This is a genomic window from Microbacterium sp. B19(2022), from assembly GCF_012030385.1.
Lineage (GTDB): Bacteria > Actinomycetota > Actinomycetes > Actinomycetales > Microbacteriaceae > Microbacterium > Microbacterium oxydans_B.
In genome coordinates this window covers 1-13,170 of record NZ_JAAUVO010000027.1, presented here as the reverse complement: position 1 = coordinate 13,170, position 13,170 = coordinate 1, and the positions used below count along the sequence as shown (strand labels likewise).

The window sequence follows — 13,170 nt, the reverse complement described above, 5'->3', positions numbered from 1 at the left end:
TTTTCCAGGGCAGGTTGCCGTTCACAGCCGCGGTGACTACCGTGGCATCCTAAGTTATCCACAGGGGCACAGCACGTCGACCCCGCCTCGATTCCTCGTCCGGAGCGTCATGTCATCACCTGCCCAGCCCGACGTCCCCATCTGGACCACGGTGCAGGAGCTTCTGGTCGATGACGATCGCGTCACTCCCCAGCTACAAGGCTTTCTGAGTCTGGCCGTCCCGGCCGGGGTCATGTCCGCGACGCTCTACCTCGAGGTGCCGAACGACCTCACCGCCGCGCAGATCAACAAGCGCCTGCGGCTGCCCATCATGGAGGCGCTCTCGCACATCGGCGACGAGGTCACCTCCTATCGAGTCGTGGTCAACCACGAGCTCGCCGAGCAGCAGGCGGCTCCGATCGCGGTCGGCGACTTCGGGCGACACGAGCAGATCCGCGTGGAGTCGCCCATGGAGCAGCCGACACAGCTGCGCCATGAGTCGCGGCTCAACCCGAAGTACACCTTCGACAACTTCGTGATCGGCCAGTCCAACCGCTTCGCCCACGCGGCAGCCGTCGCTGTGGCCGAAGCCCCGGCGAAGGCCTACAACCCCCTGTTCATCTACGGCGACTCCGGCCTCGGCAAAACACACCTCCTCCACGCGATCGGCGACTACGCACAGTCCCTCTATGCGGGGGTCAAGGTTCGCTACGTCTCGAGTGAGGAGTTCACCAATGACTTCATCAACTCGATCGCGAACAACCGTGGCGCCGCGTTCCAGGCCAGATACCGCGATGTCGACATCCTCCTGATCGACGACATCCAGTTCCTGCAGGGGCGGGCGGAGACGCAGGAAGCCTTCTTCCACACCTTCAACACGCTTCACGATCACAACAAGCAGGTCGTGATCACCAGCGACGTCGCCCCGAAACACCTCACCGGCTTCGAAGACCGGATGCGCAGCCGCTTCGAATGGGGTCTGATCACCGACGTTCAGGCGCCGGACCTGGAGACACGCATCGCGATCCTTCGGAAGAAGGCGCAGAGCGAGGCACTGCACATCCCGGACGAGGTCCTCGAGTACATCGCCACCGTCGTCTCGTCGAACATCCGTGAGCTCGAGGGAGCCCTGATCCGGGTGTCGGCGTTCGCCAGCCTGAATCGATCGGCACTCGACATCTCGCTGGCTCAGACCGTACTCCGCGACATCATCGACACGGCCGAGGACAACATCATCTCGCCGACGGACATCATCACCGCCACGGCACAGTACTTCAAGCTCACGGTCGACGACCTCTACGGCTCGAGTCGGTCGCAGCAGATCGCCACCGCTCGGCAGATCGCCATGTACCTCTGTCGTGAGCGCACCAGTCTGTCCCTGCCGAAGATCGGTCAGCTGTTCGGCAACCGTGACCACACCACCGTCATGTACGCGTACAAGAAGATCAGTGAGCTCATGAAAGAGCGACGTTCGATCTACAACCAGGTCACCGAGATCACGACGCAGCTCGGGCGACGCTGACGCCGCGACACGCGGGCATGAGGGGGACTCGGCATCCGAAGGGGTGCTGAGTCCCCCTTTTCGCGTCCGGACAGGCATTCCCGGCCGCGGAAAGATGCCTCTATGCACATGTGGATAACTTGTGGATGACTGTCACTCAGGTCGGGACGAATGTGGGCCAATCGGTCAAACCTGTGGATAACTCTGGGGGAGCCTCCGCACCCCCAGTCGGCCGTAACCCCCGGATTCCTCAGGGATTCCACAACTGACAAGCGTGTAGTTCCTTACTCGCTCTTGCTATCCACCGAGTTATCCACAGTATCCACAGCTGTTAACACCGTTAAGGAGTTAAGTCTTTCAAGGCGCGATCCCATCACCAGACGGTGGGGAGAACCGTCGAACGAACGACAAGAACTCCGACGTAGGGAACAGACCGGACTGGGGGCTAGCATGGGAAGCCCTGCACCGGCAGGGCCGACGACAACGCGTCACAGTTCGACGACAAGGGAGCACCAGTGAGGTTTCAGGTCAACCGCGATGTCTTCAGCGAGGCTGTCTCGTTCGTCGTCAAGCTTCTGCCGCAGCGCAATCCGCAGCCGATCCTGGCCGGAGTGCTGATCGAGGCAGACGGTTCCGGACTCACACTCTCGGCCTTCGACTACGAGGCCTCCGCGCGTACGACCATCGAAGCCACCGTCGAGACTCCCGGCACGATCCTCGTGCACGGTCGACTTCTCTCCGACATCGCCAGCCGCCTTCCGAATGCTCCGATCGAGATCGCGGTCGAAGAAGACGGTGGCATCACCGTCACCTGCGGCTCCGCTCGATTCACCCTCGCCGCCATGCCGGTCGAGGAATACCCGTCGATCCCCGAGGTGAGCGGATCGTCCGGCGTCGTCCCTGCGGATGACTTCGGCACGGCGATCTCGCAGGTCGGTTTCGCGGCTTCCCGCGACGACGTGACCCCGGTGCTCACGGGTGTGCAGCTCGAGGTGTCGGGCCACAGCCTCAGCCTCGTCGCCACCGACCGCTACCGGGTCTCGCTCCGCGATGTGCCGTGGGACGGCGAATCCGTCGAGGCAACCGCACTGGTTCCGGCACGCACGCTGCTCGAGGTCGGAAAGACCTTCGGCCACGCCGGCACCATCCAGATCGCCTTCTCCGGAGCGGGCGACCGCGAGATCATCGCCTTCACCGCCGGCAACAAGACCGTCACATCACTGCTGATCAAGGGCAACTTCCCGCCCGTCCGCCGTCTCTTCCCCGAGCAGACCGACCACTACGCGGTCGTCAACACCGCCGATCTCGTCGAGGCCGTCCGGCGTGTGTCGCTCGTGCTCGACCGTGCCGCGCCGCTGCGATTCACGTTCTCGAGCGACAGCGTGACGATGGATGCTTCGGGTAGCGAGCACGCCAGGGCTTCCGAGTCGGTCGACGCGATCCTTTCCGGCGGCGACGAGGTCACGCTCGGCCTGAACCCGCAGTACCTGATCGAAGCGCTCGGTGCGGTGAAGAGCGAGTTCGTCCGCGTGACGTTCACGTCGAGCGACAACGCCAACAAGCTCAGCCCCGTGCTCATCACGAGCCAGACCTCGGTCGATCAGGCCGGTCTCGACTCGTTCAAGTACCTTCTTCAGCCGAACCTCCTCCTCCGCTGATCTCTTCTCCCTCCTACCCGAAACGTTCCCGGATCAGCCGTCAGCCGATCTACGAACCGTCGCGGGTGAGGATGCTCCCGGAGCGAGCATCGGGAGGGACCCACGAAGTGGGAGGGAACCCGCTCTGCGAGCGAAGGGTGCGTCCTCACCCACGACCCACGCGCGAACACCAGAGAAGAACAAGTGTCAGACCCCGAAGATAGGCTGACTCCGTGATTGTGGAGCACCTGAGTCTGGTCGATTTCCGTAATTACGCGACCGCCGAACTCGCCCTCCACCGCGGCCCGAACGTGCTGGTGGGTCGCAATGGGCAGGGCAAGACGAATCTGGCTGAGGCGGTGGTGTTCCTCGCCACTCTCGGTTCGCACCGGGTGTCGTCGGATGCGCCGATGGTGCGCGATGGGCAGGAGTTCGCGATCATCCGTGCGCGACTCTCGCATGGCGAACGGCGCGTTCTCGCCGAGGTGCAGGTGAACCGGCAGGGCTCGAACAAGGCCCGCATCAACGGCTCGCCGTCGAAGCCGAACGAGCTTCCGCGCTACGCGCATGTCGTGCTCTTCGCCCCGGAAGACCTTCAGATCGTGCGCGGCGATCCGTCTGCGCGTCGCCGATTCATGGATCAGCTCCTCATCCAGCGCATTCCTCGCATCTCGGCGGTCCTCTCGGATTACGACCGTGTGCTCAAGCAGCGCAATGCTCTGCTCAAGTCAGCGAGAGCTCGCGGCATCCGCGGAGAAGGGCTGAGCACCCTCGATGTCTGGGACGACAAGCTCGTCTCACTGGGATCCGAGATCATCACGGCGCGGCAGCGGTTGGCTGCCGATCTTCAGCAACCGGTGGCCGACGCCTACGAAGCCATCGCCGGGGCCGACCATCGTCCGCAGTTGGAGTGGGCGTTGTCGGTCGGCGGCGCTGATCCGGAGGAAGACGACGACGCAGCGACGGATGCGGAGGAGGCACCGGCCGTCGCCAAGCTCGGTGATCAGCAGCACATCGCCGAGTTGTTCCGCGCATCGCTGGCGGCGAAACGGTCGACCGAGATCGATCGAGGTCTCACGCTCACCGGTCCCCACCGTGACGATCTGGTGCTGCGTGTACGGGATCTTCCGGTGAAGGGCTACGCCTCGCATGGGGAGTCGTGGTCGGTGGCACTCGCTCTTCGACTGGCGTCGGCCGAGCTGCTGCGCAGCGAATCCCCCGCGGGTGATCCGGTCCTGATCCTCGACGATGTCTTCGCCGAACTCGATGCCGACCGGCGTCAGCGACTCGCGACCCTCACGGCCGGTTACGAGCAGGTGGTGGTGACCGCAGCGGTGGAGGAGGATATCCCCGAGGTGCTGCATGCCCACGTGGTGCGCATCAACGCCGGGACGATCAGCGATGAGCGGGAGGCAGCGGATGACTGACGCCGCATCGACCCCGCCTGTCGAGGTGCCCGAAACCGTGGGAACGTACCTGCGTCTGCGCGGTTTGCAGCCGAGTTCGAAGAGCTGGAAGCGCAAGCGCCGCATCGTCACCGACGACGACAACGCGCCGTTCACTCCGGGTCGGGATCCGGGTGCACTCGGCGCGGTGCTCGACAAGCTGAGTCGGGACTCCGGCTGGCAGATCACGCTCGCCCGCGAGGACCTGGTCCGGCAGTGGGCCGATCTGGCGGGCGCCGACACCGCGAAGCACTCCGAACCGGTCTCGCTCGAGCGCGGTTTGCTCACCGTGAAGTGCGATTCCACGGCGTGGGCGAAGAACCTCCAGTTCATGCGCGCGACGATTCTCACCGAGATCGGACGGCGGTATCCGGATGCGGGTGTCGAGAACCTCCGCTTCATCGGGCCGGACGTCCCCTCCTGGAAATGGGGTCCCAGAGTCGTTCCAGGACGGGGTCCGCGCGACACTTACGGGTAGGACACCACGAATGGGGTCCGCAACGCTCAGAGGGCCACACACGGCCGTTGAGCGGCATTTCCCGACGAAACCCCGCTAGAATGGGAGTTCGTGATATCGATGTGGAGAATGCCCTCTGATGACGCCTGAATCCCCTGCTGACGAGACGGAATCGAACACCGGGGGACCCTCCGACCCCATCGACGGCTCCGAGACCACGAGCAACACGATCTCCCCCAAGATCAAGCAGCCCGGCGAGTACGGTGCCGACTCGATCCAGATCCTCGAAGGCCTCGAGGCCGTGCGCAAGCGGCCCGGTATGTACATCGGATCCACGGGTCCGCGCGGTCTGCACCACCTGGTCTACGAGATCGTCGACAACTCGGTCGATGAAGCACTCGCTGGTTACGCCGACACGATCTTGGTGACGATGCTCGCCGACGGCGGCGTGCGCGTGGTCGACAACGGTCGTGGCATCCCGGTCGATCCGCACTCCTCCGACCCGAACAAGTCGACGGTCGAGGTCGTGCTGACGATCCTGCACGCCGGTGGAAAGTTCGGCGGCGGCGCCTACGCCGTCTCCGGTGGTCTGCACGGCGTCGGCTCCTCGGTCGTGAACGCGCTGTCGACCCGCTTCGACGTCGAGGTCAAGCAGAAGGGCTTCGTCTGGCGCCACTCGTTCGCCGACGGCGGCATCCCGCAGCAGAAGCTCGAGAAGGGAGAGGAGACCGACGAGACCGGAACCAGCATCACGTTCTGGCCCGACGAGTCCATCTTCACCGAATCGATCGACTTCGATTACGACACGCTGCGCACGCGCTTCCAGCAGATGGCGTTCCTCAACAAGGGGCTGCGCATCGAGCTGCGCGACGAGCGCGAGTCCTCCGCCTATGAGGTGGAGGAAGAAGGCTCGACGATCACGAAGCAGCCCGGTGACGTCTTCTTCTACGAGCGCGGACTCGTCGACTATGTGGAGTACCTCAACAAGGTGCGCCATGCCGAGGTCGTGAACGACGAGATCATCGCCTTCGAGTCCGAGGACACGCAGCGCAAGATCTCGCTCGAGGTCGCGATGCAGTGGACCACCTCGTACACCGAGAACGTCTTCACCTACGCGAACACGATCAATACCCATGAGGGTGGCACGCACGAAGAGGGATTCCGTGCTGCGTTGACGACCCTGGTGAACAAGTACGCCCGCGCGAACAACATCCTCAAGGAAAAGGACGACAACCTCTCGGGAGACGACGTCCGAGAGGGTCTCACGGCGGTGATCTCGATCAAGCTGGGTGAGCCGCAGTTCGAGGGCCAGACCAAGACCAAGCTCGGCAACACCGAGGCGAAGGCCTTCGTGCAGAAGGTCGTGGGCGATCAGCTCGGAGACTGGTTCGAACGCAACCCGGTCCAGGCGAAGAACATCATCCGCAAGGCTCTCGATGCGGCGACCGCTCGCCTCGCCGCCCGCAAGGCGCGCGAGACTGCTCGACGCAAGAGCGTCTTCGAGTCGGCGGCCATGCCCGACAAGCTCAAGGACTGCACGAGCAAGGACCCCTCGATCAGCGAGATCTTCCTCGTCGAGGGTGACTCGGCCGGTGGTTCCGCCGTGCAGGGTCGCGACCCGCACACGCAGGCGATCCTGGCCCTCCGCGGCAAGATCCTCAACGTCGAGCGCGCGCGTCTCGACAAGGCCCTGGGCAACAAAGAAGTCCAGGCGATGATCCAGGCCTTCGGCACGGGCATCGGCGAAGAGTTCGACATCGAGAAGGCGCGCTATCACAAGATCGTGCTGATGGCGGATGCCGACGTCGACGGTCAGCACATCACCACGCTGCTGCTCACGCTGCTGTTCCGCTACATGCGCGGACTCATCGAGGCCGGCTTCGTGTACCTCGCGATGCCGCCGCTGTACCGCCTGAAGTGGTCGAACTCCGCACACGAGTACGTGTTCAGCGACTCCGAGCGCGACGCCCTGCTCAAGCACGGTCTCGACAACGGCAAGCGGATCCCGAAGGATGCCGGCATCCAGCGCTACAAGGGTCTCGGTGAGATGAACCCGAAGGAGCTGTGGGAGACGACGATGGATCACACCACGCGCACCCTGCAGCAGATCACCATCGAAGACGCCGCCGCCGCCGACGAGATCTTCAGCGTGCTGATGGGTGAGGACGTCGAGTCCCGACGCAGCTTCATCCAGCGCAACGCCAAGGACGTCCGCTTCCTCGACATCTGACGCCCCCGGGCTCAGACCAGATGTGTGACAGAGAGATTGATTGATGACTGACGAAGAACGCACCGAGCCGGAACACGACCACGGCAAGATCGATCAGGTCGACCTGCAGTTCGAGATGCAGCGCAGCTACCTCGACTACGCCATGGCGGTCATCGTGGGGCGCGCGCTCCCCGACGTGCGCGACGGCCTCAAGCCGGTGCACCGTCGTGTGATCTACGGCATGTACGACGGCGGATTCCGTCCTGACAAGTCGTTCTCCAAGTGCGCCCGTGTGGTGGGCGAGGTCATGGGCCAGTACCACCCGCACGGCGACTCGGCGATCTACGACGCCCTCGTGCGTCTGGTGCAGCCGTGGTCGCTGCGGTATCCGCTGGCTCTCGGTCAGGGAAACTTCGGCTCGCCCGGAAACATGGGCGCCGCGGCTCCCCGATACACCGAGACCAAGATGGCCCCGCTCGCGCTCGAGATGGTGCGCGACATCGAAGAAGACACCGTCGACTTCACCGACAACTACGACGGTCAGACGCAGGAGCCGACGGTCCTCCCGGCCCGCTTCCCGAACCTGCTCGTCAACGGATCGGTCGGCATCGCGGTCGGCATGGCCACGAACATCCCGCCGCACAACCTGCGCGAGGTCTCGGCTGCGGCACTCTGGGCGCTCGACAACCCCGGCATCTCCCGCGAGGAGCTGCTCGACGGTCTGATCCAGCGCGTTCCCGGTCCGGACTTCCCGACCGGCGCGCAGATCCTCGGCACCAAGGGCATCCACGAGGCGTACCGCACCGGCCGCGGATCGATCACGATGCGCGCGGTCGTGAACGTCGAAGAGATCCAGGGTCGCACCTGCCTCGTCGTCACCGAGCTGCCGTACCAGGTCAACCCCGACAACGTCGCGGTGAAGATCGGCGACCTCGCCCGTGACGGCAAGATCACCGGCATCGCCGACATCCGCGACGAGTCGTCCGACCGTACGGGCCAGCGCCTGGTCGTCGTGCTCAAGCGCGACGCGGTCGCGAAGGTCGTGCTGAACAACCTGTACAAGCACACGCAGCTGCAGGAGAACTTCGGCGCGAACATGCTCGCGATCGTCGACGGAGTGCCGCGCACCCTCGCGATCGACGGCTTCATCACGCACTGGATCACGCACCAGATCGAGGTGATCGTCCGGCGCACGGAGTACCGTCTGCGCGAGGCCGAGAAGCGCATGCACATCCTGCGCGGATACCTGAAGGCGCTCGACGCGCTCGATGAGGTCATCGCCCTCATCCGTCGTTCGCAGACCACGGCCGATGCGAATGAGGGACTCCAGAAGCTCCTCGACATCGACGAGATCCAGGCCGACGCGATCCTGCAGATGCAGCTGCGCCGACTGGCTGCACTCGAGCGTCAGAAGATCATCGACCAGGCGAACGAGCTCGAAGCGCAGATCACCGACTACAAGTCGATCCTGGCCGACGAGGGTCGCCAGCGCACGATCATCCGCGAAGAGCTGACCGGAATCGTCGACCGCTTCGGCGACGAGCGCCGCACGCACATCCTGCATGGCTTCGACGGCGACGTCTCGATGGAAGACCTCATCGCCGAAGAGGAGATGGTCGTCACCGTCACGCGCGAGGGCTACATCAAGCGCACGCGCAGCGACAACTACCGCTCCCAGCACCGCGGCGGCAAGGGCGTCAAGGGCGCGCAGCTCCGTGCGAACGACATCGTCGAGCACTTCTTCGTGACGACGACGCACCACTGGCTGCTCTTCTTCACCGACAAGGGTCGCGTCTACCGCGCGAAGACCTATGAGGTGCCGGAGGCCGGGCGCGACGCCAAGGGCATGCACGTCGCGAACCTGCTGGCGCTGCAGCCGGACGAGAGCATCGCTCAGGTGCTCGACATCCGCGACTACCAGGTCGCCGATTACCTGGTGCTCGCCACGCGCGAGGGTCTGGTCAAGAAGACCCGCCTCGAGGCGTACGACACCAACCGTCAGGGCGGCGTCATCGCGATCCGCCTCAACGACGAGGACGAGCTCGTCAGTGCTCTCCTCGTGAACGCCGAGGACGACATCCTCCTCATCAGCCGTCGCGGCATGTCGGTGCGCTTCGAGGCGACCGATGAGGCGCTGCGTCCGATGGGTCGGGCGACGGCCGGTGTGCGCGGCATGAAGTTCAAGATCGACGCGGACTGCCTGCTGTCGGCATCCGTCGCCGCCCCCGGGAAGTTCGTGTTCATCGTCACTGACGGCGGCTACGCGAAGCGCACCGCTGTCGAGGAATACCGGGTCCAGGGACGCGGTGGAACGGGCATCAAGGTGGCCAAGTTGAACGACGATCGGGGCACTCTCGCGGGTGGTCTGATCGTCGCCGAGGACGACGAGGTCTTGGTGGTTCTCTCCAGCGGCAAGGTGGTACGCTCTGCCGTGGCCGAGGTCCCCGCCAAGGGTCGAGACACCATGGGAGTGGTGTTCGCCCGGACGACGGAGGCCGACCGCATCCTCGCCATCGCCCGTAATGGCGAGCGTGGCCTCGCCGATGACGAGGCGGATGCGGAGGATGCCGAGACACAGGCACCTGAGACGACAGAGACCCCCGAGGATACAGACGCATGAGTACAGTGGCCGACAAGCTGGCGAAGAAGTCGACACGAAAGACCAGTGGCAAGCAGGTTCGCCTGCGTCTCGTCTACGTCGACTTCTGGTCGGCCGTGAAGCTCTCGTTCCTCGGAGCGGTCGCTCTCGCCGTGGTCACGATGGTGGCCTTCTTCCTGATCTTCCTGGTGCTCCAGGCAACCAACGTCATGAACACCGCTGAGGGCTTCCTGCTCGGAATCACCGGCAACGAGTTCGTGCTGTCGGAGGTCGTCGGCCTGCCGCAGGTGATGGCCTTCGCTGCGGTTGTCGCGATCCTGAACCTGATCGTCGTCACGGTGCTCGGCGCCGTCGTCGCCGGCATCTACAACCTCGCCGTGAAGGTGACCGGAGGACTGCTCGTCGGGTTCATGTCGAACTGATCCTCGGTCTTCGAACCGGATTCACGAAGGGCGGATGCTGCGGCATCCGCCCTTCGTCGTCCCACGAGGTGCTCGGCGGTCAGACGACGCCGGTCGTGCCGAGGAGGGTACCGATCAGCCAGGTCGCGGCGAGAGCGAGCGCCCCGCCGATGACCAGTCGGATCGACGCTCGCAGGGGCGGGGAACCGCCGATCCGCGCCGACACCGCACCCGTGATCGCGAGGGCGATCATGACGGCGACGAAGGTGACCGGCACACGCCACTCCGGCGGCGGCAGCAGGATGGCGAGCAGGGGGAGCAGCGCTCCGAGCGTGAAGGACACGGCCGAAGAGATCGCCGCATGCCACGGATTGACGAGATCGTTCTGGTCGATGCCGAGCTCGACCTCCAAGTGGGCGGAGAGCGCATCGTGGGCGGTGAGCTCCTCGGCGACCTGACGTGCGGTCTCCTCGGAGAGACCGCGATCGCGATAGAGCTCGGTGAGTTCGGCCAGCTCCGCGGTCGGCATGGTCCGCAGCTCCTCGCTCTCCTTCGCGATCAGAGCGCGTTCGCTGTCGCGCTGGCTGCTCACCGAGACGTACTCGCCGAGCGCCATCGAGATCGCACCGCCGACCAGTCCGGCGATTCCCGCGGTGAGCAGTGCCGCGTTGTCGCTCGTCGCGCCCGCCACGCCTACGACGAGCGAGGCGACCGAGACGATGCCGTCGTTCGCGCCGAGCACTCCTGCGCGCAACCAGTTCAGTCGCTGGCCGAGACCTGCGCGATGGAGCTCGCCTTCGTGGGCTGTCATGCAGCCAGTGAAGCAGACCGTGCGCTCGATAGGGCGGAAATCACCCGCGACCGGTTACGGAAAACCCGAAGCGGAGTGTCCGGCTGACTCGGTGTCGTGCGTGTCGGCCCCGCCGTACCTTGGAACCATGACCACTCAGACTGCGACCGCGGCACCCGTCACGGCGGTGAAGCCGCCGTTGCGCATCTTCCTCACGATCCTGCATCTCGCAGGCGTCGGCGCGCTCGGCGGCGCCATCTTCGGCATGCTCGGCGGACTCCTCGGCACCGGCCTCGGGCTCCTATTCGTCGCCGGTGTCGGCGTCGTGCTCCTCGTCGGCCTCGTATACGCGCTGTACGGACTCGGCTGGTTCGAGGTCGCCCGTGTCGGTGCCCTCTACCGCACGCCGATCACCCCGCTGCGACTGCAGCAGCGTGACCGCCCCGGTTTCGTCGGCTGGCTGCGCTCCCTCGGGCGACAGGCGATCGACCCCCGCATGTGGCGTGCGGTCGCGAACTTCGCGATCTCGGCCGTGCTCGGCTTCATCGTGCTGCGGCTCGCCTGGAGCCTGGTGTGGTCGATCATCATCTCCTTCGCCCCGCTCACCGCGGCGGATGCGGTCATGGGACCGTTCGGCGGCGGAGGCATCCCCGTCGCCTGGGCGCCGCTGGTCGGCATCCTCGGCATCGCGGCCTCGGTGGTCGGGATGATCGGGCTGGCTCTGCTGCACCGCACGCTGTCACTGGCGATCGTGGTCCGCAGCAAAGAGACGGAGCTCACTGAACGGGTCCGCACCTCGACCGCCCAGCGGGAAGGAGCGGTCCGCGCCGCCGACCTGGAGCGCACTCGCATCGAGCGCGACCTGCATGACGGCGTGCAGCCGCGGCTCGTCTCGGTCGGCATGACCCTCGGGCTCGCCCAGCAGAAGATCGACAGCGATCCGGACACGGCCAAGGAACTCATCAACGAGGCACACACCTCCACCAAGGCGGCCATCACGGAGCTGCGACAGCTCGCCCGGGGCATCCACGCGTCCGTGCTCGACGACCGCGGCCTCGACGCCGCGCTGTCGGCTCTCGCCAGCCGGTCGCACATCCCCGTGCACCTCGATGTGCGCATGGACGGACGATGCAGCCGTGAGGCCGAGGCCGCCGTCTACTTCTCGATAGCGGAGTCCCTCACCAACGCCGCGAAGCACTCGCGGGCCAGTGAGGCCCGCGTCATCGTGCGACTCCGTGAGGGGAACACCCTCTGGGCGCGCGTCGAGGACAACGGCATCGGCGGCGCGCAGGTGCAGCCGGGTGGCGGCCTCGACGGCATCGCGAATCGCATCCTCGCCGCGGGCGGAACCTTCCGCCTCGACAGTCCGCAGGGCGGACCGACCAGCCTGGAGGTGAACGTACCGTGCGCATCCTGATCTGCGAGGACTCCGTCCTCCTCCGAGAAGGACTGGTCCGTCTGCTCGAGGACGCCGGCCACGAGGTGGTCGCCGCGCTCCCCGATATCCAGGGTCTCGACCATGCCGTCGCCACCACAGCGCCCGATCTGTGCATCCTGGACGTGCGACTCCCCCCGACGTTCACCGATGAGGGCATCCGGGCCGCGCTCGGACTGAGGTCCACGCATCCGTCGCTCGCCATCCTCGTGCTCTCGCAGTACGTCGAGGAGCGCTACGCCTCCGACCTGATCGCGGCGCAGGGTGGTCCGCTCGGATACCTGCTCAAGGATCGCGTCGCCGACGTGTCGGAGTTCCTCGCCTCGGTGCAGCGCATCTCCGAGGGTGCCACGGTGCTCGACCCCGAAGTAGTGGCGCAGCTCCTCACGCGGCGGAACCGCGACGACAGGATGATGCGTCTCACCGAACGGGAGCGCACCGTGCTCGCGTTGATCGCCGAGGGCAAGTCGAACCAGGCGATCGCCGGGATCCTGTTCCTCTCCGAGGCGAGTGTGGAGAAGCACATCACCGCCATCTTCCAGAAGCTGGGTTTCGAGCAGGACGAGTCGGGCAACCGCCGCGTTCTCGCCGCGCTCGCCCACATCGAGAACACCGGTGGCCCGACGCCGCCGACCGGCCAGACAGGAGTGGCACGATGACCACCGACAACAACGGCGCCCCGGGCGAGCACATCCCGCTCACCCCGCCGCCCGCTTC

Annotated in this window: 10 protein-coding genes; 9 read left to right on the top strand and 1 reads right to left on the bottom strand. The window is 65.5% G+C overall.

Going from position 1 to position 13,170, the window contains the following annotated elements:
* Positions 1 to 109: 109 nt before the first annotated feature.
* The 7 genes from dnaA to HCX50_RS18265 all read left to right on the top strand — a co-directional run bounded on the left by dnaA (position 110) and on the right by HCX50_RS18265 (position 10,249).
* Positions 110 to 1,501: a chromosomal replication initiator protein DnaA gene (dnaA, locus tag HCX50_RS18295; protein WP_091028054.1), complete on the top strand. Its 1,392-nt coding sequence runs from the start codon at positions 110 to 112 to the stop codon at positions 1,499 to 1,501.
* Positions 1,502 to 1,995: 494 nt separating this feature from the next.
* On the top strand, positions 1,996 to 3,138 hold the full coding sequence (gene dnaN, locus HCX50_RS18290; RefSeq protein WP_091028059.1) for a DNA polymerase III subunit beta: 1,143 nt from the start codon (positions 1,996 to 1,998) through the stop codon (positions 3,136 to 3,138).
* 212 nt (positions 3,139 to 3,350) lie between these two features.
* Complete coding sequence (gene recF, locus HCX50_RS18285) at positions 3,351 to 4,544, top strand: DNA replication/repair protein RecF (protein ID WP_167635301.1); 1,194 nt, start codon at positions 3,351 to 3,353, stop codon at positions 4,542 to 4,544.
* The gene (locus HCX50_RS18280; RefSeq protein WP_029264204.1) at positions 4,537 to 5,040 is read left to right on the top strand and encodes a DUF721 domain-containing protein; all 504 of its coding nucleotides are present in this window, start codon (positions 4,537 to 4,539) and stop codon (positions 5,038 to 5,040) included. The genes recF and HCX50_RS18280 overlap by 8 nt, the downstream gene beginning before the upstream one ends.
* Positions 5,041 to 5,158: 118 nt before the next feature.
* Complete coding sequence (gyrB, locus tag HCX50_RS18275; RefSeq protein ID WP_205829377.1) at positions 5,159 to 7,249, top strand: DNA topoisomerase (ATP-hydrolyzing) subunit B; 2,091 nt, start codon at positions 5,159 to 5,161, stop codon at positions 7,247 to 7,249.
* Positions 7,250 to 7,292: 43 nt separating this feature from the next.
* Entirely contained in the window at positions 7,293 to 9,848 is a 2,556-nt protein-coding gene (gene gyrA / locus HCX50_RS18270) for a DNA gyrase subunit A (RefSeq protein WP_167635300.1), read from the top strand.
* Complete coding sequence (locus HCX50_RS18265) at positions 9,845 to 10,249, top strand: DUF3566 domain-containing protein (RefSeq protein ID WP_091028070.1); 405 nt, start codon at positions 9,845 to 9,847, stop codon at positions 10,247 to 10,249. The genes gyrA and HCX50_RS18265 overlap by 4 nt, the downstream gene beginning before the upstream one ends.
* A gap of 79 nt (positions 10,250 to 10,328) precedes the next feature.
* On the opposite strand, the gene HCX50_RS18260 is transcribed toward HCX50_RS18265, so the two are convergent.
* Complete coding sequence (locus HCX50_RS18260; RefSeq protein WP_167635299.1) at positions 10,329 to 11,039, bottom strand: VIT1/CCC1 transporter family protein; 711 nt, start codon at positions 11,037 to 11,039, stop codon at positions 10,329 to 10,331.
* 127 nt (positions 11,040 to 11,166) lie between these two features.
* Between HCX50_RS18260 and HCX50_RS18255 the strand changes: the two genes are divergently transcribed.
* Both HCX50_RS18255 and HCX50_RS18250 read left to right on the top strand, forming a co-directional pair.
* Positions 11,167 to 12,435: a sensor histidine kinase gene (locus HCX50_RS18255; RefSeq protein WP_167635298.1), complete on the top strand. Its 1,269-nt coding sequence runs from the start codon at positions 11,167 to 11,169 to the stop codon at positions 12,433 to 12,435.
* Positions 12,423 to 13,112, top strand: a complete 690-nt coding sequence (locus HCX50_RS18250) for a LuxR C-terminal-related transcriptional regulator (RefSeq protein WP_091028082.1) — start codon at positions 12,423 to 12,425, stop codon at positions 13,110 to 13,112. The genes HCX50_RS18255 and HCX50_RS18250 overlap by 13 nt, the downstream gene beginning before the upstream one ends.
* Positions 13,113 to 13,170 lie beyond the last annotated feature (58 nt).